We start from the raw sequence: 22885 nt of genomic DNA on the forward strand, positions 1-22885 counted from the left end.
AAGGATAGGATACTGCGTATTGCCCGTATTCCGACAAAATGCCTCACCCCTTGACCCGGAAATTATGTATTTTCCATCCTCTGTCACAAAAGAGGCCGCCTTCTTGCTGCTCACGTCATAGACATATACTTCCCGGCAGGACAATTATAATCCAGTGTAACTATTTCGCAGAGTTTAAAATATTGGTTCCAATACGAAATTAATACATCAATAAATTATTTACCATATATCCATTTTACAGTGGAAACGGTAAAGTGGATATATATCTTGATATAAAAAAACCTGACATTTATTGAATCAAAGTAAATCACAAATTCAACACAAAATTTACAAATATTTTCCAAAAAACCACTTGAAAATGGTTATATAAGTGCTATTATTATATATAGTATCAATTTCATAAAATTACATATTTACCAAAATTATGAAATAGGTCGGATGTTCATATACAAGAAGAGAATACTCCTACGCACCCATTAAAGCAAGAGGAGGACAGACAACATGGTTACCGGCATATGTATGAATGATTATCTGATTTTACGTGATGACATTAAAATCGAGGTTGAAGATAATTTGATTAAGATTAAAGCAACTCCGATTTATGGTAATGAGGATACGCTGGTCTTTATCTCAAAGCCCCAGGCGGTAATTCTATTGTTATTTGACGGCACATCCAGCGTGGGTGAAATATGTGAAAAGGTAGCCCGCCTGTTCAATACCGACCAGGAGAAGGGTGAGTATACCATTGTCAAAACCCTTGAGCTGTTCGGCTCACTGCTTGCACCTCTGAACGGAGGTATTCCCAAAAACAATTTAAATTTAATCAAGGCTATAATCAGCAATTCCAACATACGGCTGCCCAGGCAAGAGAGCCTGGAAATCGAGAGAAAACCACAGGAATTGATATTGTTTCTGACAGATGATTGCTCTTCAAGATGCATTTACTGCTATATGGATTCACAGGCAGCGGATGCTTTCAAGGATAGCGGCAAAGTTCTCACCTTACCGGAAATATGCAAAATCGCTTCCCAGGCAAGGGATTTTGGAATACGCCAGGTTCAGCTCACCGGAGGAGAACCGTTTTTGCACCGGAATATCCTCGAAATCATTGAAATATTTATAAAAGAGGGCTTTAAGGTAAGCATATCAACCAAAAAGCCCTTCGAGGAGGCGTTTGCACAAAAATTAAAAGCAGCCGGCCTCACCGAGCTGCAAATCAGCCTGGATACCCTCAAGCCACAAACCTATGAGAGGCTTGTAGGAATACCCTCCAAAAATCTTGATAACACCTTGAAAAGCATAAAATATATTATAGAGCAGGGAATATCCTGCAAGATAAAAACCACAGTCACTTCTCTCAATATAAAAGAGGTGCCGGAAGTTATTGAATACCTGTTTTCAGCAGGCTGTGAAAGCTTTGAGCTCCAGGCCTATTTTAAAGGCCACAGGCATGATGCAGCGCTTTATCCCGAAATAGAAGACTATGAGCGCCTTTTGGAAGGTGTCAATCAGTTAAGGGACAGGCATAAAGGCATAAATATTATTGAGGGCTTTGATCCCGAGTATGTAAGAGGCTCGGAAAAGTTCCGCAAGGTAACCCGTATGGATTGCCTGGCAGGAAAAAGCTCTGTGGTCATATACAGCGACGGCAGCTATGGCTATTGCGGGCATTCCTCCCACAGACTGCTGCGGTTTGGCAATTTCCGTGAAATGAGCCTTGCAGAGAGCTGGAACTGCCAGGAGCTTAAAAGCTTTATCAATCCGGACAGAAAGCTGTATGCCGGAACCCGGTGCGGCAACTGTGCTGATTTTGAAGCCTGCAATCTTAAGCGCTGTTATGTCAGAACCATAATTCACTTCAACAGCTTATATGAAATGGACCCAATGTGCCATCTTAGTGAAATCAACTACAGTACGACCTGAAAATACAGGTTTTGGGAATAAAAGTTTTATATGAGGGGTGGTCGGATGGATAATTATATTGGCCTGTCTCCATTATGCAGCGCATATATGCATGGGGGATTAATAACCTTGGAGAACTATCTTACCGAGTCGTGCAGGTACGTGGCTCCCAAGCTGGGAATTGTATTGTGCCTTATGAAGGAGTGCATCAGAGTGGATGAGCTGGCTTCCCGGCTGAGTTATGTTTCCAACTGCGACAGAACTGTTTCTGAAAAAATAATTGAAACGGCTGCTGCTGAATTAAAAGGCTATGTTGTTTACGAGGAAAAGCAATTTTCCACGGGCAGAATAGAGCTTGAAATAAAAGATGTTCTCAAGGCTAAAAGCCTGGAGGTGCAAAATCTCAAACCTTCATTCCCGGAGGAAATCATCTTTAACGTGACAAATAAATGCTTCAGAAGATGCATATATTGCGAGGTTTCGGCAGAATACAGCTTGTCCGGAGACCTTGAGGAGAACAACTTTTTCGACTCGGAGGAAAATATTCTTAAAATAATCCATGAATTCAGTGAAGAGCTCCGGCCCAGAATTGTTTCCGTGCTTGGAGGAGAGCCCTTGCTCCATCCCAGGCTTCCTTTCATTGTGAAAAAGCTCAGGGAAAAAAATGTCCGCATAAACATTTCCACAAAGGGGACAGGCAGGTATGAAGTCCTTGAAGAGGTATTGGAGGCCGGAGCCCATGAGATAAGCTTCAGCCTGGATTCCACAGACAGGGCCATAGTTAATGACATGGTGGGAAGCAAAACGGCATATGATGAAATAATGAGCTGCATTGAAATTGCCAAAGGCTATGATACCGAGCTTTCAGTGACTTCCATTCTCACCTCTGCCAACTTCCGTGAAATCCCCCGGCTTATAGAATTCTGCCTGCAAAACAATATGAATCATATCCATTTCATCGCCGTGAGGCCCCAGGGCCGCTGCAGCGGTAAACTGGCCATCTCCGCTGAGCAGAAGGTGGAAATATACAGGTGTCTTTCAAAGGCAAGGGAGCAATGCCGGGGGGCTTTAAAAATACTTTATACCTTCAATCAGGATAACTGCAGCGATGGAATATGTGACGGCTGCATGAACAAAATCAAAAGAATCGCCGTCAGACCTGACGGGCAGTTGATGTCCTGTGACGGGAGAGTGTGCGGCAATGCTTTAAGGGATTCTATCAGCGGCGTTTGGAATTCGGATATGTTTGCTTATAATATTTCAAGCTTGTAAAACCATGGCCTCTTATAGAAAGGAGAAAAACAATGATGGAGTTGAACGAAATAAAGTCAATGCTGGAAAGCAACAATGTAGAGTTAAGCGACCTGGATAATGTATTATCAGTAGCAATATGCAGTTCATGCTGTGCCGCATCAAGCGGTGGAAACACAAAACAGCAGCGCTAAGCAGCCTGGTCTTAAATTACTTAGAAACACAAGAATAATCTGAAAATAAGAGGCCGTGGTTTTTACTTACAAGAAGGAGCTTCAATTATGAATTTTAATGCATCAGTCTGCGGAATTCCGGCAATGTTTAAAAACACACCCGACAGAAGTCTGATTTCCAGTTCCCTCATATTCAGGAACGGGTTTCAAGCGGATGATTTCAAGGCCTTAAGCATTGCACATATTGCCGAGCACTGCGCCATAGTGCAGTATATACGCAGGCATATAAAAGACCATCCCTGTACACATGTCATAGAGTACTTTTCCGGGAGGACCAGCTACGATTACACGGCTTTTTCCATAAATTCCCTGAGAAAGGGATATCCGTACGTGCCGGATATATTCAGCAGCATACTTGAGACACGCAGGGTGGAGGAAGATATTTTCAATGAGGAAGTAAAAAATGTATTGCTGGAGTATCCTCCCGTCACCTTGGATTCTTTCAGCAGCAAGTGCAGGAGGTTTGACGCATTTATAAATGATTTGGAATTTGAACCGGAGGCTGAAAAAATCATAAGGGAGATAAATATCTCAGAGGTAGAGAAATACCTTAAGGATTATTATGTAGAAACAAATTCCCTGGTAACCTTTCTGGGCGATGTAAAGGAAGCAGAACTCATGGATTCAGGAAGGTTGAAGCTGGATTTCAAGCCTGCGACTGCACACGGAAACAAGCGGGAGGACGTTAAAATGCATGAAAGCAAAGCAGCGGCCTCAAAGGGCGACAGAATCTTAGGCGCCGGTACAGCCTGCGACGGAAAATGCGAACTGTGGTTCGGCTTTAAAACCGGACCCGCAGCCGGCATAAAAGAATTCTTCACACAGGATATATGCTTTCTGCTTATAGCGAGTATTTTTAAAAATAGCTACAACAGCCTTCTGAGAAGTGACAGCCGGTACAGGAACATAGAATTTCAGAATATAGGCTGCTCATACCGGCAAAATGCAAATTATGTAGTATTCAGATATGCTTTTGGTAGTGAAATGCTGCTGGCCGATGCGGCGGCAATGCTTGAGTCTGCACTCCGAGACCGGGACTCCCACCGGGAAAATATTGCAAAAATCAAGCAGGAGTATATGGACTCTGTCTTGATGAAGCTGGATGAGCTTAAATATGCAAATCAGTTTTTGGCAAGGATGAATTTCCTTTTTGACAGCTATAGGGTTGATTTTGAGTATTATGAGGAAATCATGGAATCCATTGCACCGGAGGATATATGGGCGGAAACAGTTGAAATTCTGAAATGGAATTATATTTATTCCTTTTCCCGGAATACTACCGTTGACATGCTGCCCCTGTATTTCCCCAAAAAAGTCCTAAATTGTATATAACCGGCGGGGATGATAATATGAAGGTTTTTAAACTGATTAAAGAAATTGCATATAATAATTTGCTGGTATTGAAATATATCAGGAAATACAGCAAATTTTACATACCCATAACGGTGCTGTATGCGTCCACTGCATTGATAAGCCCGTTTACAGACACCTTGGCTCCAAAGCTGATTGTAGACTTTCTTGCCCAAAGGCAGCCGTTTGCCTGGCTGCTTTTTGTGGTGGGGGGAATTGCCCTTGTGGAGCTTACAAAAACTGTTATATACCCGTGGTATGACAATGTGGTGCGTCCAAAGGCGGAGAATTCCATAAAGGGCGGAATGAATCTGGAACTTATGGACAAGGTAGCTTCTCTGGATATAATATGCTATGAAAATCCGGATTTTTACGATAAATATACACGTGCTGTAAAGGAGGCCGACAGGTGTGCCCTGGATGTGGTAAATACCATAAGGAACATTCTCTACAATTTATTTTATATGAGCTCCCTTTTTGCATTGATTTTTACTCTGGACTCAACCCTGTTCATAGCTGCGGTGGCGTGTATGATTTTAATGCTTGTATTTGACACGGTGAAAAGCAGGCGCAGGTACGATTACAGTCTGAAACAGACTGCTTTTGAACGCAGGGATGGTTATATAAAGCGTGTTTTTTACGAGGTTCAATATGCCAAGGAACTGCGCCTTTTTAATATAGGAAATATGCTGCTGGAGGATTTCAGGGAAAATGTGAGCAAGGTGCAGGGCCTGCTGAAAAAGCAGGGAAGAGTGCTGGCCCTTCTGGAATTTCTGGCTGAATTCATCAGGGTAGGAATATTGATTATAGGAGTATCCCTATATCTCATATGGAAAATATACAACGGTATATTGAGCCCGGGAGACTTTTTTGCGCTTTTTATTGCCACCATGCAGTTCAGTGCACAGCTTCAAAGCCTTTTAAGCGGGTTCGCCCAGTTCTATGATCACAGCATGTACATCAACAATTTAAGAGAGGTTCTGGACTACAGGCAGGTTATAGAAAAAAGGGAACCTGCCGGGAAGGCTGCGGAAGCCGGAAAATTGAAGGATATCCATGTAAAGAAGGATATTCATGTAAAGGATGTTGAATTCAAATATGCCGGCCAGGCTGATTATGCCCTGAGAGGAATCAACATAGAGATAAGAAGCGGGCAAAAGGTAGCATTTGTCGGCCGCAACGGTGCGGGGAAATCCACTCTGGTGAAGCTGCTGGTCCGGCTGTACGACCCCACGGCAGGAGCAATGCTGTTTGGCGGAGAAAATTTTGAGGCACTGGAGGTCAATTCCCTGAGGGCAAATTTCGGACTGATATTTCAGGACTTCCAATACTACGCGGCCAGCATAGCTGAAAATGTATTGCTGCATAAAGTGAGAGGACCGGAAGACGAAAAAACCGTTCTGGAGGCTCTTGAAAAAAGCGGTCTGATGGACAAGGTTTCCTTGCTGAAAAATGGCATACATACAATGCTTTCAAAGGAATTTGACGAGGAAGGCATAATGCTGTCCGGCGGCGAAATCCAAAAACTGGCACTGGCACGGGTATTTGCAAAGGATTCCGGCATAATCATACTTGATGAGCCTTCCAGTGCGCTGGACCCTATATCTGAACATAACCTGTACAAAAATGTCATGGAGCTGGCTGATAACAAAACAGTCATATTTATTTCACACAGGCTGTCCACAACTAAAACGGCGGACAGAATATTCTTTTTTGAAAATGGCAGGATTACCGAAGAGGGCACCCATGACGAGCTGATGCAAACCGGCGGCAAGTATGCCCAGATGTTCAATCTGCAGGCCAGCAAGTATGTGGATCAGGAATTCTGTTTGGGCGGTGAAGCAGAAGCTTCCTTTGAATATGCCGGCTGAACTGCTGCGCAAGGTATCTCAACAAGGCATACGGCAAAGCAGCCGGTCTCTTGAATATACGGGTTCATCCCGCAGCTCCGTCCATAGGATATTAGCCGTCCCCCAGAAAACCGGAAAAGATTTCCGCAATTTCTTTAGCCCTTTGAATGTCCTGACGCCATGCGGCTATGGCTCTGTCAATTGCATTATTGTGAGCACTGTTACAGGAAGCGCAGCTTTTAAAGACAGCGCTGCACAAATGGCAGGTGTCCACATAGGGCTCATTTGACAAATCCACTCCCTGCTCCTTAAGAAAGGGTATAAAATAACCCGGTCCATGGGACAGAAGTATTTTAAGGTGCAAAGCCTCCTTCAGGTTTTTATAAATGTCCTCCAGTGAATCTGAATGGACGTTTCCCAGGCGGAGCACTTCTGAAAAAGCCGGGCAGCAGCAGGGATACACATCTCCGGTATTTGTAATCAGCAGATTTCCAATGCCCTGGCATTTGCCCGGCGGTATTCCGGCACCGTACAGGAATACAGACTTATCAAGCTTTTCCGCCCTTCCCAGGGGCAGTCCCGGAATCTCGTCAATAGAAAAACTTTTCCCCGGGGTTATGTCCGAGATATTCTTCAAGAAGTCATAAGCCCTTTCCGAGTCCTTAAACAGAACTATTTTGAATTTGACCCGGATTCCGTTCTCTACGGCAGCAATAAATGCATTTTTCAGATGTACCACATCTACAAATTTGCCGTGATAGGGGTCGTAGCTGAAGGAAAGGTGGTCGATGCCCGCATTGCTTGCTTTCTTCAACACCCTTGCCGCGTCAAGGGCCTCTCCTGCCCAGAAGCAGTTTGTGACGCAATCAATTCTTCCGGCATTGTTTCTTTTGGCGGCTGCGGCACATAACAGTAAATCCTCAAAGTGCAGGAAGGGCTCTCCGCCTGTAAAGCTTATTCGCAAATTCTCATCCCCGGCTTCTGATAACCGTCCGGCAGCATCAATAAGCCCTGTTATTTTTTCTGGGGCAAGTCTTTCCGACTGATGGGGGTCCGAGTTTTCAATACAATGGCTGCAGTAATAATTGCATTTGTTGCTTAGCATAATCGAAATGTGCATACCGACTCCTTTTTAACCGCTGAAAGCGGAATTTACTGCGGGATTTCCAGAGTGAAAACAGTACCTTTGCCTTCGGTGCTTTCTGCCTTGAGCGTTTTTCCAAACTGATGCTTAAGTCTCTTGTTTACATTTCTCACACCTACTCCATACCCGGACAAGGCTTCATCAAAGAGACCTTTCAGGCGTTCCCGCGGCATTCCCACCCCGTCATCCTCAATTCTTATGCTCAGACACCTGTTTTTTATTGAAGCTGAAATCCTGACACAGCCGCCTTCCTCCTTTGGAAGTATCCCATGCTTCAGGGCATTTTCAACAAGGGGCTGCAGCAGGAAGGGAGGGATTCTGGCAGAAAGGCCGGCTGGAATGTCAAATATGACTTTCAATCTTCCGCCAAACCTGGCTCTTTCAAGATTCAGATAGGAGGTGAGATTTGAAATTTCTTCACTTAATGCTACAAGTTCATCGCTGTTCTTAAAGCTGAAGCTGCTTCGAAGGTGTCCGGCCAGGTCCTGAAGCAGTGACTGGGCCCTGGCATCGTCTTTTCCCGTATAGTAGGAAATTGTATTTATAACATTAAATATGAAATGCGGTTTTATCTGGGCCTGAAGTGAAGCAATTTCCGCCCTGTAAAAGAGTTCCTGCATTTTTAAGGTGCCTGCGAACCTTTTTGCCAGTATGACCGTGAGCAAAATAAGGAATATGAAAATACCGTTGGTGATGGTCAGCCAGCCTTTAAATATATGGAAATCCCTCAGCACATCGTTGACGGAGGAAAGGAACACGATTAAAGAGCCTGCCACTATTACGGCATATCCGGTGAGCCTCTTTTTTACAACCTTTACAGTAGCTGCTGCAAGCATTATGAAGGTAAGCAGGGCAAATACCTCAAAAACAAAGACCAGCGGGTACAGAAGGCTGTAGGAAAATATCAGCGCCAGAATATTGAAAATCATGCCGCCAATCAATACAGCCCTGATCAGCAAGGGGTTTATTTCATAGGGAAAAACCTTGTGATAATACATTACAAATGCCAGGAGAGAAAGGCAGAGGATAACAAACGATATTTTATAGAATACTTGGGGCTCATGTCCTGAGAAGACCGTATAAATTGCCAGTTCTCCAAGAAACAGTCCTCTGAGTGCAACAAGGATGCACAGGATGCCCAGGTACAGGCTGTAGGCTTCTCTTTTCCCCATAACGAAGAGCAGTATGAAGAACAACCCCATATATAGAGTAATTGCAGTCTGAAAATTCTCCTTCATAAGCTTTCTATCGCGGAAATTTTGAATCTGCTTTGGAGTTCCAACATAGATGTTCCTTATGATTCCTCCGTTGCCGCCTATAAAATTTGATGCCTGTATGGTAATGGGAAACTCTTTGCCTCCGGCTTCCGGAAACTGATAAAATCCAATCAGGGCTTCCATGCCGGCTTTTGAATTATCTCCGGAATTTCCGACTTTTCCGCAGGACAGTACCAGCTTTTCTCCAATCCACAGCTTGTAGGCCGAAAAGATTGCGTCAACCTTTATGGCCAAATCAGGCATTTTTTCCTGTGAGCGGACAAGCAAGCGGTAGGTGGAATAGCCATTGCCGCTGACGCCGCCTGCAATGCCGGCTTTAGAAGCCGCGGCATTCCAGTAGCCGGGAACACGGATAAAAGACCTTGAGTCCTCAGTCCTGTCCTTAAAGTCTGCGGGTGAAAGAAGCCGGTTCCAATAAAATTCCCAGTTTCCGTCCAGAGCCAGCAGCCCATCTCTTTCAAAATTCCAACTGCCCAGCTCCAACCTGCCGTTTTCCACTTCCAGGGAAGGGCTTTTAAAAGGCAGCTCAAACAGGGCAAGGAGCATTATTACAAGGAGCACGCTGATTATTACCGGATTAGACAGACTTCTTTTTACAAATGCTATGGACTTATTTTCTGACAATATGTTTTTCAAAAAAATCAATCCCTTGTACAATAATCATGTTAAATTAACCTGCTGTGCCAGTTAAGTAACAGGCAGAAAGCTGCTTTGATGTTGCCCACTCCCGGACGAGCTTCAAATAAATGCTTGTATATAACGCTTTTGGCGAAATAGTACACCTTACAGCATGCTTTTTTAGCCGTCGCAGCAACTCGACCATCCAGGTCTCGGGTGCTGCTTAAATTGACATCCTTGTCAATTTAACTGCCAAATCAGCATGCTGTAAGCCTACAATTTCAGCGAAAAGCTTTTAATCATACTGCGCATTTCTTTAAAGTCGCCCTCGCGTGACTTGCAAATTTATCTGTTTAAAATTTTATTAACTGGCAGAACAAGTTAAATTAACCTGTTGTGCCAATGCCTCAAGCGCTGCAGTGCGGCGGCTAGAAGACTATGAATATCTCGTCTTCCAGCTTTGCATTGTTCATAAGATTGATGTCTCCCTTGGCTGAAAAGGTCTTGGGGCTGTAACTACCGGCAACTTCATACCTGGGGAGAAGCCCCATTTCAATATAGCTTTGTGCAATCAGCTCACTGCAAAAATATGTATCTACCTTACAGGCGAGAAACTCTGCCTGCTCTTTTTTGAATAAGCCCGCCAGTTTTTTTAAGAAATGTACAATTTTAATTATGGCATGTATTATTTTTTCTTTTATGGTCCCTTTGATAAACTCTACTGCAAGCTCGCGTATGGAAGGAAAGCCGTCCATATGCACCTTGTTTATAAAGCTGTTGAGCTTCACAAGCATGGTTTCGGTCCTGGGGGCGTCAAGCCTTCTCACTGCTACGGTGTAATTATAATTCTTCAGCAGGTCCAGCAGCTCATCCAGGTATACAAGTTCAGGGCCGCAATTTCCAGGCTTGTTTTGTACTTCCTTGATATCCAGTTCCGGAGAGGATTGCCAGAGGAGCGGTTTTGCCTCACATTCCATCGGGGGCCTCATATCCTCCGGCAAAATTATCATGCCCACGTGGGACCATATGGTATTTTCAAGCGTTTCAATAACCTTGCTTATTTTGCTGCCGCCGCCAAACAAAATGATATCCCCGGTTTTTAAAGTGTTTGCAAGCAGCTTGTAATCCTGTTTTATTCCTATCATAGCTAATCCTTTATACTGTTTTTGTTATAGTTTTTTACATTTTAAGTCTGTTAAAATATTCTTGCAGCCCATGTCTAAAAATGTTACATTTATAAAAGAATATGGTAATTATACCATTTAAACCATATGGGTACAATAATTGCATGTATGGGCATAAATTTGACTGCCGCTGTATATTTTAGTAAAGGTAGGTGTTCTATGTGCGTGTAATACTGGTTGACGATGAAAGCATTGCATTGGATGCGCTGTCTGATATTCTGGACAGCTTTGACGGCATAGAAATTCTGGAAAAATATAGTTCACCGAAAAAATTCCTGGAGGAGGTTTCCGGCAAAAAACCGGATGTAGTGTTTCTTGATATTGAAATGCCGGTATTTGACGGTTTTACAGTAGCGGAAGAAATGGCGCATATGCTTCCCGACACCAGGATAGTATTTGTTACGGCCTACAATGAATATGCCATCAAAGCTTTTGAAATCAATGCAATAGATTATGTTCTAAAGCCAATTTCAAGGGAAAGGCTTTCATCCACTGTGAACCGCATCAAAAGCAGCGGTATACAGTGGGACAAAATTCATAAAACCGTTCAGGAGGCGGGGCTTTCTACACTCAAGAAAGGTTTGAAAAAGGTCACGGTGTGGAAAGACGAACGCATTTTTCTTATTAATCCCGCAGACATCCTGTACTGCTTCGCACAGGACAAGGAAGTCAATGTGATTACAAGGCAGGATTTGGTCTACAAAAGCAAATATCCTCTGGGAACATTGGAGGAAAAGCTGAAAGCATATAAGTTTTTCAGGTGTCATAGAAGCTTCATTGTAAATATTGATAAAGTGGAGGAAATCGTTCCGGATGTGAACAGCATATATTTACTGAGGCTTAAAAACCTGAAGGAGGAAATACCAGTGAGCAGGAGCTATATGAAACAGTTTAAAAACCTGCTGGACCTTTAACAGCATATATTACATGAGGAGGTGATTTGGATGTCCTTGCAAAATGCCAGGGAATTCCTTGATTATGTGGGCAAAAATCCCGAGCTGGCGGAAAAATTCAAGGGTTTCACCCTGGAGGAGCTTCGCCAGGCGCTGGAGGAAGTAAAGCTTTCCGCGGATGCCGAGAATAAGAAGCCAAACCAGGCAATGCCTATTCTGCCCATCTGATGACAAGTATTTAACTCATATTTTAAAGATACATAAAACAAACTTTCTCCGTGAAAGTAGGTTATTCATACCATGGGTTTTCACGGAGAAAAGCTTGGTTTCAGCAATCAATGCTATCTCACGATGTATATGTAGCCGTCCTTCAGGCTTTTGCGCAAGCCTTCTTTAAGATCCTCGATATTTTCCGCATCAGTGTTTAACAATACCACTGCCACAGTCTTTCCGAGACCAGTCCGATACTGTATGTCCACCTTGTACACACTGTCTCCTGAAGGCATTGCATCCAGATGAAAGGTATCCGACAGCAATATGCTGTTTTGTCTGACCATGTAATCATTTATATTTACCATCTCTCCAAGGATATCATTTTCAATTTCCCTATTCAGCCTGGAATTTGTAGTACCCATGTCTCTTCCCTTTTCACCGCGTACAACCGGCATGACCACCCCTCCTTGTAAAAGCACTATTTGTTCCCGTTGAATTCCACCTTCGAGGTGACGCCAAGTATCTGAGGCACGGCATTATCAGGACTTCTGAAGGTGAGAGTCACCGTGTTGTCCCCGTTGTCAACCGGCTGCAGGGAGGCAAGCCCGTTGAAGCTGAATCTGAAGCCTATCATTTCAATCCAGTTTATATCCAGGTTTGCATTGGCCTCAAACTGCTGCTTGTAGGTCTGAGAGGATATAGTAAGAGTTATGGTTGGCTTATACATTACGAGTATGGATTCCGGAATCATATGCAGACAGCCATTGAGTCCAAAAAAGCTGTCGTTTGTCAGGCTTGTGGCACCCTGGACGATTTGTGCGTCAGGAGTGACAAAGGCCGGGTTGTACCAGCGTCCTCTCGTTATCTGATAGCCCTGGATTCCCACAGCCTGGACCTTCAGATTGTAGTGGTTGTCTGTTATTATCCTGAAGGTGTCTACCTTTGTTTCAACGGAGGTGCTCCAGCACTTCTGCACCACCTTGGTGGAATAGACGGTTTTCCAGGGGCTTTCTATTACACTGTCTGCATTTATCACAACGTCAAAATCATACTGCCCCTTTGGATAGCTGTCCCAGCGGAGCTTATCTCCCGAAAGGTTTCCTCCAAGGGTAACCGAAGGCACTTTTATTGCGGTGCCGCCGCGGCTGATGGGCATCGTGTCGGTGCCCAGGTTGGCAAGTGTATCACTTAGGGCAGCGTCCATGGATTTAAGGATTTCGGACATCTCATTGCTGACCTCGTCAACCTGTTTTTGAATGTTGTTAAGCTTGTCTCCCCAGCTCTTGCCTCCAAGCGGGTCATTGAGCCACTCCGACTTGGAGGACACAGTACCGTTTGGATTGGTGTTATTTGCAGCCCAGATATAATAGGCTTTATTGGCATTGTCTGCTATAGCCTGAAATTCATTGGTCAAGTCGTCGGAATCTTTCTTTAAGCCTTGGTAGGCAAGATTATCATCACCCAATTTGGGCTTAAGGGACCTTATCAAAGTTGAATAGGATGTATCCAGTTGGTCGCCTTTTACATAGAAGCCGTCCAGATTCAGAGGCACACCGTTGGCAATATCATAGGCTGTCGGGTCGTTGCCTGTAACCCAGTTCGCAGCAATGGGCATCTGGGAAAATTGAAATACGGAAGAGTCGCTGTTTTTTGCAACCAGACCGGGATATTTTTGTGCCAGTGCGTCATACAAATAATCAAATTGCGTTTTACTTTCAAAACCTTTAACCATTTTCAAGTCCTCCTATATTGTAGTTTTTCTTTGGATTAATTTGGAATAGCTATCCTATAGTCACTATACACCCTCAGGCAATACTGGAGTCGAAATTTGGACAGAATGCGGAAAAATAGTATCCAGGTACATTATTTCAGGATGAAATGCAAGGAAAAATATAAGATTAGATGTCACAGACCACCAGGTCATGGGAGCCGGTCCGGCCGAGTAAAATTTCAGTCTGCTGGAAATAATCTATTTAAAACCAACTTCGGAGGGATTTATGAGGATATTTAACAATAATGAGTACGGTACTCTTCTGGACTGCTTCCTTTGCTACCCGTGCAACCTGCAGGCCGCAAAAGGCAATGCCCCGCAACAGCAGGTGGATAAAAACCTGGCAGTTATCCAATATAATAACCTTTGCCGGAAACTGACGGAAGCGGGCTCAAGGATATGGTTCGCCGGCTTTGTTGGCAGTCCCGACCAGGTTTTTACAAGAGATGCGGGCTTTATTGTTGAAGATTTGCTTTTTATATCAAACATGACCGACCCGGTAAGGCAGACGGAAATAAACTCTCTTAAAGAATTGGCAGGCAGGTATGGGTTAAAGACACATTATATGGAGTGCAAGGCCGAGGGAGGGGATATAATGGTCAACAAAAATACGGTTTTTGTGGGCCAGGGCAACCGCACTGATGAAATGTCTGCCGGGGAGATAGAATACATCCTTAAAAGGCATGACAAGCCCTATGAAATCGAGAGGGTCAGCTATGACGTATCGAGGATACACCTGGATTGCACCTTCAACATAATGGACCGGGACACCTGCATTATTTCCAGCAGTGTGAAAAATCCTGAAACAGTCTCAGGGCACTTTAAAAAAGTCATACGAATTCCCGATGAAAATTTAGGCGAGCTTGCTCCAAACATAGTACAGCTTGGGAATAACAAGCACTTGTGCAGCAGCAGGAATTTTTGCAGCATATTGCAGGACAATGGATATAATGCCATATATCTGGATTACAGTGAATTCATAAAGTGTAGCGGAGGGCTTGGCTGCTGTGTGCTGCCGCTGCTGAGGGAGTGAGACAGACCTCCATCGGCCCATTGTGTGTTTATAAAGTTCAGTCAATTATAACATGAATTTTTGAAAATTCATGTTATAATATAGACAAAGACAAAATAACTATACGTAAAAGCCGGGTAAAATTGGAGGAAGCGCAGTTGGAGGACTTTGATGCAGCACAGGTAAATGAGACAATAACCGGTATGATTGAGGATCATATTCTGGTTTGTGATATGGAGGGCCGTATCGTTTTCTCCAATAGGGCCATGCAGTCATATTTGGGTTTAACTGCTCTGGAATTAAGTGAAAAGTGCTTTTCGGATGTTATTTCAGACCTTCATGCAAATAAGGCTAAAGCCTTTTTCACAGGAGCGCGGGAAGAGCCCTCCGACCGGGCGGAATTCCTTTTTGCAGGCAGGCAGGAGACACTTAAGCTGCATCTGAAGATTTTTAAAAAGGATAAGTTTATATATATTTATGGAAATGAAAAATATGTGGAATATGAAAGAATCAGAAAAAAGCTGGAGGTTGAAATCTCAAACGCTGTCAAGATTCATAGGCGTTTCCTGCCTGAAGCCCTTCCTGATGCTGAAAATATAGCCTTTGCCTCCCTGTATATTCCTGCCGAGGAACTGGGGGGAGATTTATTCGATGTGTTCAAGGTAGACAACGGACTGCTGAATGATTATTTTGAACAGTATGTCTGCTTTATAGCCGATGTTTCGGGCCATGGCCTGGATAGTGCCATGCTGGCTATTTTCGTAAAAGATACCATAAGAAGCTATTTCAGACTTAAGCATGTGCCGGGGCAACTGTTGTCTCCCAAAGAGGTAATGCATTTTTTTATTGAGCAATATATTAAGGAGGGTTATCCTGACGAATATCTGGTCTGCCTTTATATATCTGTGATTGACATTAAAAACAAAGAACTCACCTATTGCAATGCGGGTATACATACCTGCCCCCTGCTTATAAGGGATGAAGGCAATATAATAGAGTTGGACAGTGCAGGCCTGCCCATTTCTGCGGCCATAGATGCGGATTTGCTGAAATATGAGGATACTGTTTTGCGGTTATCCCCTTCTGCCACATTGTTTATTATGTCGGATGGCTTACCCGAACAAAGGTCCAAAAGCGAGTTTTATGAAAACAGATTGAAGAAGCTGGCTGCAGAAGTCTACAGCATGGAACCCAGTCATATTGTCCGGAGGATTCATGAGGATTTTACAGATTTTATAAACTATGAGAAAATAAAAGATGATATAACCCTGGTGGTGGCAAAATTATCATCCATATGAGCATGAAGCAGTGGACAGCCAGGGCTGGGAATCGTACCGGCGACCAGGTCTGCTGAGGTATGACAGAGCCGGCGTATATAAGTGTTAGGAGGTAACTTGCATGCAACAGATTCTGGACGGAATATTGGAAGCTATTGAGGATGAAATCAAGGCTCAGAAGCATTATCAAATGCTGGCTGATAAGTCTGAGGACCCCAAAGTCAGGAAGTTTTTTGAACAGTTGAAAATAGATGAAGAAAACCATGAGAAGATACTGCGGAACCGTTATGAGGCTTTCATAAAAATGTTAAGCATTGATAAGGAATAAGCTTGTAAAAAGTACGGAAAATACAGTATGACAGTGAAGCTGGACAAACAGGATTTTACGTGCAGACCTTTTGGAAAAATGCCTGCTGCTGAGCCTACACGGCCTTGGCTGGCATTTTTTAGCGTATGGGAATTTTTATAACTTTTTATTGAAAGTCCAAGCACTGTTAATCCTGAGTTTGAGGTGTTGGCAAATGGAAAAATTAGGAAGAGATTTTTATAACAGGGACTCACTGATAGTTGCAAGAGAGCTGTTGGGAAAGCTGCTTGTCCACGAAACAGACGGACGGAAGCTCTCTGCCCGAATTGTTGAAGCAGAGGCATACATGGGAATTGAAGACAGGGCGGCCCATTCCTACGGAGGAAAAAGAACTCCAAGGGTGGAAATCATGTATGGAGGGCCGGGGTATTCCTATGTATATATGATTTATGGCATGTATTACTGCTTTAATATAGTCACAAGGGAAAAGGGTATTCCCCAGGCTGTTTTGATAAGAGCAGTAGAACCTTTGGGAGAGCAGGATTTTATGGCTTTTAACAGGTATAAAAAGCCCTTTGACCGGCTGAACGGAAATCAGATAAAAGGGCTCACCAACGGTCCGGGCAAATTGTGCAAGGCATTTTTGATTGACAGGAATCTTAACAGGGAAGATTTATGTGGAGACAGGCTGTATTTGGAAGAGGGAGATAATGAGAAATTCAACATAACAGCAGCAAAAAGGGTAGGTATCGACTATGCCGGGGAAGCAAAGGACTATCTGTGGAGATTTTATATAGAAGGCAATAAATATGTGTCAGTAAAGTAACAGCATATGCTCCGCCTGCTGAAACCGGCTTAAAGGCTTGAAAATTACCTTGAATGCAGGTTGAGATTCAGTTCACATGGTGGTATTCTCGGTACTATCTCATACGCAAATATGGCTTTGCTGCTGTTACGATTGAGCAGATAGCAAAAAAGCCGCCAGATAGTATTTTTCCAAAGAGGCCTTGAGTCCCGGTGACTTGAGGTCTTGTATTTCCCGAAAATCTCCTCCAAATTTATGCACCCTATTTATCGAATGTTGTACTAGAATTGCCTGACGGGAACAGGCGGGAAATCACGGTTCCGCATTATTGCTATATATTGCCAGTACATTGAAAAAATGGTATACTGTTCAATAAAAAATTGTCAAGGTCATACGGTTCATGACTGGCAAAGCTTTATTATAAAACCGCTGGCGGGAGGAACGTCGTGAAAGTCTATCTGAATCCAATTACTATTGGTATTATGGTATCATTTTTAATCATATATCTGGCCTTTATTCCAACGCTGGTTCATCAGTACCGCAACTATGGAACTCTTAAGCTGCGGAGCAATATTGTCATAGCCTCCTTTATCATATATATGATTACTGCATGGTTTATGACGATTCTGCCCCTGCCTTCCATGGAAGAGGTCCGGGCCATGAAGCCCATACAGCCTAATATCAGGCCCTTTCTTTTTGCAGCTACCTTTTTAAAAAGCTCAGGCTTTGTTTTGACAAGGCCCGGAACCTGGTTTGCCGCTATGGGCAGTTCCAGCTTCTTCACTGTTGCTTTTAATATTGTGCTCACCATTCCCTTTGGAGTTTATCTGAGGAAATATTTCAGGCTTCGTCTGCCATGGGTGGCGGTTTCAGGCCTTTTCCTGAGCCTGTTTTATGAGATGACCCAGTACACGGGATTATTCGGAATTTATCCGAAAGCCTACCGTTTTGCAGATGTGGATGATTTAATGGTCAACACCCTGGGAGCAGTAATAGGCTATTTCTTTGCCGGCTGCCTTGACAGCCTCCTGCCCGATCCCTCCAAGGATGACAGGAAAGCAACCGAAGAAGCCGGTCTTATGAGACGGGCGCTATTCCTGCTGGTGGATTCTGTTGCTATCAACCTGCTGTTTGAGCTGAGCCGGGTGGGGATATACTGGAATGTACGGCACAGGGATTGGGATACGGCTATTTTCCTGGCGGCAGAAGCTGTTGTCTTCCTGCTGGTTCCACTTGTGACCAGGCGCAGGCAGACTGTGGGAATGTTTTTTTTGAACCTTTATCTGATAGATAAAGAAGGTCAATATGCAAGAACCTCCAGAGCAATGCTGCACAATTGCTTTGCCGGCTTGTGGCTGCATACCGTTTTTACAATAACCGGTGTGGTTAAGGGCTGCTCATTATTATATATCCTGTTCCAGATGCTTTTCTTCATATGGCTGTTTGCATTGCTTATAAGGAGCCTGCTGCAAAGGAGACTGTGCTATTTCTGGGAATCCTGGTTTAATACATATCTAAAGTCATTTATTAAAAACAGCGGTTTCAAAAGTCCTGTTCCGGAAGCAGAAAGCTTTGAGAAGCCTTCATAGGGATATGCTTATGCCCACTATTCAGAGCTTTACAGGCATTTTTCCACTCTGATTTTACAAACCAACATATCATTCCAATTCAAAACTTTTTCACGTTTATTCCATAATATGCTGCGTATAATACCTCTCCAATCGGGGAGGTATGCATTTATGCTGCGTTTTTTTACGTTTATCGGGGTTTTAATTTTTCATATTATTCCTCTGATATAATCTCCTTGTAAACAAAAATACTTAAGCAAAGGGGGGGAGAAAATGAGTAAGGAACTGAGGAAGCAGCTAAGTGAAAAAGGACCTGTCAATGGGGTGGCCGAAGAAATCAAGGGTCAGGACCTGGATGAGAAGTCAGGAGCAGGCATAATCACTGCAGTACAGCTTACTATAGCAGGCAAGTGCGGAAGAATGCCCACAATATCCTATGAGTGTACATCCAACAATGTATCTTGTGGTTAATGCCAGTTAAGATATGATAGAACAATTTAAAGGAGGAAGAAAAAATGAGCAAAGAGCAGAGAAATCAATTAAAAGATGAAAAAGGCCCCATCAACGGAGTAGCCGAAGAAATCAAGGGCCAGGACCTGGATGAGAAGTCAGGCGCAGGCATAATCACCGCAGTCCAGTTGACTCTGGCAGGCAAGTGCGGAAGAATGCCCACAATATCCTATGAGTGTACATCCAACAATGTATCTTGTGGTTAATGCCAGTTAAGATATGATAGAACAATTTAAAGGAGGAAGAAAAAATGAGCAAAGAGCAGAGAAATCAATTAAAAGATGAAAAAGGCCCCATCAACGGAGTAGCCGAAGAAATCAAGGGCCAGGACCTGGATGAGAAGTCAGGCGCAGGTATAATTACCGCAGTCCAGTTGACTCTGGCAGGCAAGTGCGGAAGGATGCCTACAATATCCTATGAATGCACTTCCAATAACGTATCTTGCGGCTAATGAGCAGGAGTATAAATTACAGGGCCGGACTATTTGCTTTAAAATAATCTGGCCTTGTAATTTAGAATTAATAAAAGTAATGACCAGGTGGAGGAAAGTACCATGAGTAACAGCACAGTCTATAAGCAAGGTTTAATAACAACAACCCGCAGGGATGAAATCATAAGCTGCTGGAAAAGCCTGTTCCCCATGAAAAGCAGGCAATATAATTTTGAAGATTTTTTGGAAAAAATCTCAGGAAAAAAGCTTGATTTTTTCTTGGAGAATTATGACAGCAATGAGGTTTCAGAAGAAATAGAGCAGGTATTTTCCCACATGGAGGAAAACAGGCACCTGGAGCTGCTGGAGGAAATATTATCGAGCCAGGCCAAAAAAAATATGTGGGCGTTCTTTTTCAAGCCCGTATTGCTGTTATACATGGATAATATCACAGAGCTTGCCGGCTTGGATATTATAGAAGATAAGGACTCCTTTTTGGACAGTGTGATAGATAGTATTATTGAAAAATTAACGGTATTAAGCTACAGGACTATTATCGTCGAAACAAATATTGCCAGGCTGGATCAGAGGCTGGAGGGAGAAACCAGCGAAGAACGCGGAAAATATTACACTCAGCACCTGTTGAGGGACATGAATTACCTCAAGGAGATTTACCTTGTATATCCGGAACTATATGAAGCCATGAAAAGGACTGCTTTATATATAACCATGTATTACAGGGAAATTATTCTTAACACGAAAGAAAACCTGAAGGAATTGGAGAAAATATTTAATGGCGGCAATTCCCTGGGCAGGCTGAAAAATATAAAGCTTGGAAACGGAGATACCCATAATAACGGAAAAACTGTGGCTACACTAAGTTTTGTCAGCAAAATGCTGATATACAAGCCCAGAAGCTTTACCATGGAAAAAGCCTATGAGGAATTTCTGAGCTGGGTCAACGGAAGAATACCGGGCTTCAGCCCATTGAGCGCCTGCAAAACCTATGGTATGGGAGATGCCGGATGGATGGAATTTATACAGCACAGTGAATGTAAGACAATGGAGGAGGTAGAAGAGTTTTACCTTAAAATGGGAGAGCTGTTGTGCCTGTTTTATACTTTGAACTCAAAGGACTGCCATTGTGAAAATATAATTGCCTGCGGAAAGCAGCCAATTCTTATTGACCTGGAAACGGTGCTTCACACGGATGAATATGACAAGCACCAGGAGTTTGCTTCAATAGAGGAATATATCGGCAACTATATTCAAAATTCTGTGGACAGCGTCATGATTCTTCCTTCACTGCTTCAGAACTTCAATAACGGTGAAGTAATGGAGATAGGGGCAATAGGGTCGGGAAAACCAAAAAAGTCTCCATTTAAAACCCAGAAGATTAAAAACTTTGACAGTGATGACATAACTGTGGAAGAGGAGTATAAGGATATTGCAGATTCAGCAAATTATCCGCTGTACAAGGGTGAAAAGATAGGCGGCAACGGTTACATCGGCTTTGTGAGACAAGGGTTTGTCAATACGTATGAATGGATTTTGGAAAACAAGGCGGAGTATACGGCAAAAATAAAGGATTTGTTCGGCAAAGTGGAATGCAGGGTCATATATAAAGCCACAAACGACTATAACCAGCTTATAGCAACAAGCTATCATCCGGATTTGCTGCATAACAGGATGGACCGTCTGGTATACTTCCACAGAATCGGAATATTGATTCCTGACATTGAAAACTTCCATGAGCAAAAGCTCTACAGAACGGAAATTGAAGCCATGCTCAACGGGGATGTACCTTCGTTCAAAATCACAGCCGACAGCCTCCGGGCCACAAACCACAAGAATGAAGTTGTCTATGACAAATACAAGAAAAGTATAATTGAAACCCTGGAAGACAAAATCAACAGGTTAAGCAAAATTGATCTGGAAAGACAGGTCGCACTTATATACATGAGCTATATGGGCTGTAAAATGGAAACCGACCTGCCCCGGGGAACAAAAACCTTATTTTCAAAATCGGGTAATTCCGGTGATAATTATGACTATTTGAAGCTGGCGGACAGTATTGGAGAAAAAATCATCAAAAGAGGTTTTTCCACCTGGGTAAATGGGAAAAGAGAACACAGTTGGATTTGCTATGCGGGCTTTGGAGACGATTACTACTCCATAAACCCCGTGGGATGGGATTTATATAAAGGTAATTGCGGGATAGCTGTCTATTTTATGTATCTTGGAAAAACACTGAAGGAAGAAAGCTATATCCAGTATGCAAAGGATACCTTGAATTCGGTGGACAGGATGATAAACCTCAATAATTGCAGGGACATTGAAACCATGGGCTATGGTGTGTTTACCGGGATATTTTCATATGCATATGCCCTGTACAGGTTCCTTCGGGCCGGGGTCTTCGGCAAGGAGGAGGCAGAAGCCGCCTGGGAACGCATATACCGGATAATCCGGTATACAAATGAAAAAATCCAGGAGCAGGAGAAAGTGGAAGTGCTTGGCGGCGTATGCGGTATAGCAGGAGTTCTGGCTTCCATATACCCTTCGGTAAGCCAAACGCAGCAGGGTACGGTGAAGGAATTAATCAGTAAAATTATTGCCAGGCTGAAAAAAGCTGCCGTTTACATATCACCTGAAGAAATCACCTGGACCCAAAACGGAGATATTGGATATGCACATGGAAATGCGGGTATTATGTGCCATTTGGCCAGGTGCTATGAAATCATACCTGACCGGGAGATATTGAGCTTGATAGAAAAGTGCCTTAATTATGAAAGAAATATCAGGTTCGATAAAAGTGCCAAAAGGTGGCTGGTGAGAGAGAAAACCCATTATTTTTCCTGGTGCAATGGAATAGCCGGGCTGCTGCTGTCAAAGCTGCTGCTGTATCAGTCCCCTGCAAGGGATGAAAAATTATTGGAGGAGATCAACCGGCTTATGGAGCAGTTAAAACTATACGGCTTTGGCACCGATTACAGTATTTGTCATGGAGATATGGGCAGTATCTGCATACTCAGATATGCTGCGGAACTTACAGGACAAAGCCGGCTGCTGAAGCAGTGTACATATGCGCTGGACAATTACATAAGGAACCAGATGCTGGCCCAGGCCGACAGTATGTATACAATTGAAGACTGGGGACTTATGGTGGGGAAGGCAGGAATAGGAATGGGGCTGCTGGATGTGTTCAATCAAAATAATCTGACGGCAGAGCTGTTGAGCTTAAGATGATTTCAGTGCAGGCTGTATTTTGAATATAAAATTTGTAACCGGAA

21 protein-coding genes are annotated in these 22885 nt (G+C 43.4%); 16 read left to right on the plus strand and 5 right to left on the minus strand.

Annotated features, from left to right (window positions below):
• Positions 1 to 501 precede the first annotated feature (501 nt).
• The 5 genes from CLHUN_RS05115 (at position 502) to CLHUN_RS05130 (ending at position 6607) form a co-directional block, all read left to right on the plus strand.
• Positions 502 to 1923, plus strand: coding sequence for a radical SAM protein (locus CLHUN_RS05115; RefSeq protein ID WP_080063496.1), 1422 nt, complete (start codon positions 502 to 504; stop codon positions 1921 to 1923).
• A 45-nt stretch (positions 1924 to 1968) separates the two neighbouring features.
• Positions 1969 to 3174: a radical SAM protein gene (locus CLHUN_RS05120; RefSeq protein WP_165755659.1), complete on the plus strand. Its 1206-nt coding sequence runs from the start codon at positions 1969 to 1971 to the stop codon at positions 3172 to 3174.
• Positions 3175 to 3206: 32 nt separating this feature from the next.
• Positions 3207 to 3347, plus strand: coding sequence for a hypothetical protein (locus CLHUN_RS22040; protein WP_165755660.1), 141 nt, complete (start codon positions 3207 to 3209; stop codon positions 3345 to 3347).
• A gap of 87 nt (positions 3348 to 3434) precedes the next feature.
• The gene (locus CLHUN_RS05125; protein WP_080063498.1) at positions 3435 to 4718 is read left to right on the plus strand and encodes an insulinase family protein; all 1284 of its coding nucleotides are present in this window, start codon (positions 3435 to 3437) and stop codon (positions 4716 to 4718) included.
• A gap of 17 nt (positions 4719 to 4735) precedes the next feature.
• Complete coding sequence (locus CLHUN_RS05130) at positions 4736 to 6607, plus strand: ABC transporter ATP-binding protein (protein ID WP_133051086.1); 1872 nt, start codon at positions 4736 to 4738, stop codon at positions 6605 to 6607.
• Positions 6608 to 6698: 91 nt separating this feature from the next.
• Here CLHUN_RS05130 and CLHUN_RS05135 read toward each other — a convergent pair whose 3' ends face one another.
• From CLHUN_RS05135 to CLHUN_RS05145, 3 genes are all read right to left on the minus strand, one after another.
• Positions 6699 to 7706 (minus strand): radical SAM/SPASM domain-containing protein, encoded by a 1008-nt coding sequence (locus CLHUN_RS05135; protein WP_080063500.1) that lies wholly within the window; start codon positions 7704 to 7706, stop codon positions 6699 to 6701.
• Between the two features lie 32 nt (positions 7707 to 7738).
• Positions 7739 to 9643, minus strand: coding sequence for a sensor histidine kinase (locus CLHUN_RS05140; protein ID WP_133051087.1), 1905 nt, complete (start codon positions 9641 to 9643; stop codon positions 7739 to 7741).
• 410 nt (positions 9644 to 10053) lie between these two features.
• Complete coding sequence (locus CLHUN_RS05145; RefSeq protein WP_080063502.1) at positions 10054 to 10770, minus strand: hypothetical protein; 717 nt, start codon at positions 10768 to 10770, stop codon at positions 10054 to 10056.
• A 200-nt stretch (positions 10771 to 10970) separates the two neighbouring features.
• Between CLHUN_RS05145 and CLHUN_RS05150 the strand changes: the two genes are divergently transcribed.
• Both CLHUN_RS05150 and CLHUN_RS21760 read left to right on the plus strand, forming a co-directional pair.
• A complete protein-coding gene (locus CLHUN_RS05150) occupies positions 10971 to 11723 on the plus strand; it encodes a LytR/AlgR family response regulator transcription factor (protein WP_165755661.1) in 753 nt (250 codons plus the stop codon).
• Between the two features lie 30 nt (positions 11724 to 11753).
• Positions 11754 to 11930 (plus strand): Nif11 family protein, encoded by a 177-nt coding sequence (locus CLHUN_RS21760; RefSeq protein WP_117387022.1) that lies wholly within the window; start codon positions 11754 to 11756, stop codon positions 11928 to 11930.
• A 113-nt stretch (positions 11931 to 12043) separates the two neighbouring features.
• On the opposite strand, the gene CLHUN_RS05155 is transcribed toward CLHUN_RS21760, so the two are convergent.
• Both CLHUN_RS05155 and CLHUN_RS05160 read right to left on the minus strand, forming a co-directional pair.
• Positions 12044 to 12370, minus strand: coding sequence for a hypothetical protein (locus tag CLHUN_RS05155; protein ID WP_080063504.1), 327 nt, complete (start codon positions 12368 to 12370; stop codon positions 12044 to 12046).
• A gap of 23 nt (positions 12371 to 12393) precedes the next feature.
• Positions 12394 to 13647 carry a hypothetical protein gene (locus CLHUN_RS05160; protein ID WP_080063505.1) on the minus strand — a complete coding sequence of 418 codons (1254 nt, stop codon included), beginning with the start codon at positions 13645 to 13647 and terminating at the stop codon, positions 12394 to 12396.
• Positions 13648 to 13912: 265 nt separating this feature from the next.
• Between CLHUN_RS05160 and CLHUN_RS05165 the strand changes: the two genes are divergently transcribed.
• The 9 genes from CLHUN_RS05165 to lanM all read left to right on the plus strand — a co-directional run bounded on the left by CLHUN_RS05165 (position 13913) and on the right by lanM (position 22841).
• The gene (locus CLHUN_RS05165) at positions 13913 to 14719 is read left to right on the plus strand and encodes a dimethylarginine dimethylaminohydrolase family protein (protein WP_080063506.1); all 807 of its coding nucleotides are present in this window, start codon (positions 13913 to 13915) and stop codon (positions 14717 to 14719) included.
• A gap of 137 nt (positions 14720 to 14856) precedes the next feature.
• On the plus strand, positions 14857 to 15996 hold the full coding sequence (locus tag CLHUN_RS05170) for a SpoIIE family protein phosphatase (RefSeq protein ID WP_242656443.1): 1140 nt from the start codon (positions 14857 to 14859) through the stop codon (positions 15994 to 15996).
• A gap of 100 nt (positions 15997 to 16096) precedes the next feature.
• Positions 16097 to 16303 carry a ferritin family protein gene (locus CLHUN_RS05175; RefSeq protein WP_080063507.1) on the plus strand — a complete coding sequence of 69 codons (207 nt, stop codon included), beginning with the start codon at positions 16097 to 16099 and terminating at the stop codon, positions 16301 to 16303.
• Between the two features lie 193 nt (positions 16304 to 16496).
• Positions 16497 to 17108 carry a DNA-3-methyladenine glycosylase gene (locus tag CLHUN_RS05180; protein ID WP_080063508.1) on the plus strand — a complete coding sequence of 204 codons (612 nt, stop codon included), beginning with the start codon at positions 16497 to 16499 and terminating at the stop codon, positions 17106 to 17108.
• Between the two features lie 425 nt (positions 17109 to 17533).
• Complete coding sequence (locus CLHUN_RS05185; protein WP_080063509.1) at positions 17534 to 18676, plus strand: VanZ family protein; 1143 nt, start codon at positions 17534 to 17536, stop codon at positions 18674 to 18676.
• 252 nt (positions 18677 to 18928) lie between these two features.
• On the plus strand, positions 18929 to 19126 hold the full coding sequence (gene slmA / locus CLHUN_RS05190) for a salivaricin M family lantibiotic (RefSeq protein WP_207559138.1): 198 nt from the start codon (positions 18929 to 18931) through the stop codon (positions 19124 to 19126).
• Between the two features lie 44 nt (positions 19127 to 19170).
• On the plus strand, positions 19171 to 19371 hold the full coding sequence (gene slmA / locus CLHUN_RS05195) for a salivaricin M family lantibiotic (RefSeq protein ID WP_080063510.1): 201 nt from the start codon (positions 19171 to 19173) through the stop codon (positions 19369 to 19371).
• Positions 19372 to 19415: 44 nt separating this feature from the next.
• Positions 19416 to 19616 carry a salivaricin M family lantibiotic gene (slmA, locus tag CLHUN_RS05200; RefSeq protein ID WP_080063510.1) on the plus strand — a complete coding sequence of 67 codons (201 nt, stop codon included), beginning with the start codon at positions 19416 to 19418 and terminating at the stop codon, positions 19614 to 19616.
• A 102-nt stretch (positions 19617 to 19718) separates the two neighbouring features.
• Positions 19719 to 22841, plus strand: a complete 3123-nt coding sequence (lanM, locus tag CLHUN_RS05205) for a type 2 lanthipeptide synthetase LanM (RefSeq protein ID WP_080063511.1) — start codon at positions 19719 to 19721, stop codon at positions 22839 to 22841.
• Positions 22842 to 22885: the final 44 nt, after the last annotated feature.

The sequence above is a fragment of the Ruminiclostridium hungatei genome, from assembly GCF_002051585.1.
Lineage (GTDB): Bacteria > Bacillota > Clostridia > Acetivibrionales > DSM-1351 > Ruminiclostridium > Ruminiclostridium hungatei.

Bases quoted from the DNA above. Each gene is read 5' to 3' on its own strand.
- CLHUN_RS05115 (WP_080063496.1), top strand. From the start codon at position 502: ATGGTTACCGGCATATGTATGAATGATTATCTGATTTTACGTGATGAC.
- CLHUN_RS05120 (WP_165755659.1), top strand. From the start codon at position 1,969: ATGGATAATTATATTGGCCTGTCTCCATTATGCAGCGCATATATGCAT.
- CLHUN_RS22040 (WP_165755660.1), top strand. From the start codon at position 3,207: ATGATGGAGTTGAACGAAATAAAGTCAATGCTGGAAAGCAACAATGTA.
- CLHUN_RS05125 (WP_080063498.1), top strand. From the start codon at position 3,435: ATGAATTTTAATGCATCAGTCTGCGGAATTCCGGCAATGTTTAAAAAC.
- CLHUN_RS05130 (WP_133051086.1), top strand. From the start codon at position 4,736: ATGAAGGTTTTTAAACTGATTAAAGAAATTGCATATAATAATTTGCTG.
- CLHUN_RS05135 (WP_080063500.1), bottom strand. From the start codon at position 7,706: ATGCACATTTCGATTATGCTAAGCAACAAATGCAATTATTACTGCAGC.
- CLHUN_RS05145 (WP_080063502.1), bottom strand. From the start codon at position 10,770: ATGATAGGAATAAAACAGGATTACAAGCTGCTTGCAAACACTTTAAAA.
- CLHUN_RS21760 (WP_117387022.1), top strand. From the start codon at position 11,754: ATGTCCTTGCAAAATGCCAGGGAATTCCTTGATTATGTGGGCAAAAAT.
- CLHUN_RS05155 (WP_080063504.1), bottom strand. From the start codon at position 12,370: ATGCCGGTTGTACGCGGTGAAAAGGGAAGAGACATGGGTACTACAAAT.
- CLHUN_RS05160 (WP_080063505.1), bottom strand. From the start codon at position 13,647: ATGGTTAAAGGTTTTGAAAGTAAAACGCAATTTGATTATTTGTATGAC.
- CLHUN_RS05165 (WP_080063506.1), top strand. From the start codon at position 13,913: ATGAGGATATTTAACAATAATGAGTACGGTACTCTTCTGGACTGCTTC.
- CLHUN_RS05175 (WP_080063507.1), top strand. From the start codon at position 16,097: ATGCAACAGATTCTGGACGGAATATTGGAAGCTATTGAGGATGAAATC.
- CLHUN_RS05180 (WP_080063508.1), top strand. From the start codon at position 16,497: ATGGAAAAATTAGGAAGAGATTTTTATAACAGGGACTCACTGATAGTT.
- slmA (WP_207559138.1), top strand. From the start codon at position 18,929: ATGAGTAAGGAACTGAGGAAGCAGCTAAGTGAAAAAGGACCTGTCAAT.
- slmA (WP_080063510.1), top strand. From the start codon at position 19,171: ATGAGCAAAGAGCAGAGAAATCAATTAAAAGATGAAAAAGGCCCCATC.
- slmA (WP_080063510.1), top strand. From the start codon at position 19,416: ATGAGCAAAGAGCAGAGAAATCAATTAAAAGATGAAAAAGGCCCCATC.
- lanM (WP_080063511.1), top strand. From the start codon at position 19,719: ATGAGTAACAGCACAGTCTATAAGCAAGGTTTAATAACAACAACCCGC.